We start from the raw sequence: 284 nt of genomic DNA, 5'->3' as shown, positions 1-284 counted from the left end.
CGCAGTAAATTTGGCATACATCTAAAACCCGGGAATTACCTGGTCTACGGGCTATTGATCGATATCGGCCTGGTGCGGGATATCATCTACCAGCATGGACATTTTCTCACCGAATTAAAAAACGCACGGAAAAGGGACAAAACCAGTCTTTACCAGACTGCCTTATGGCCGATCAGGGACCTTACGAACTATCAACTAAACCGGATTGAAACAATCTTCTTCACTTATAGCAAACAAAACGAGGCAAGGGTAATCGAGCAGATTTACCTATTATTCGATATCGC

Annotated in this window: 1 protein-coding gene; it reads left to right on the top strand. The window is 43.7% G+C overall.

Features of this window, described 5'->3' with window-relative positions; genetic code table 11:
• Window positions 1-284, top strand: a 284-nt coding sequence (locus tag AC07UV_RS25745) for a hypothetical protein (protein WP_495185863.1), incomplete at both ends; no start/stop codon positions are given.

It is taken from the genome of Sphingobacterium sp. GW821-FHT03E03 (assembly GCF_059420745.1).
Note: the sequence above shows the minus strand (reverse complement) of the source record. Positions and strands in the feature narration are given on the sequence as shown.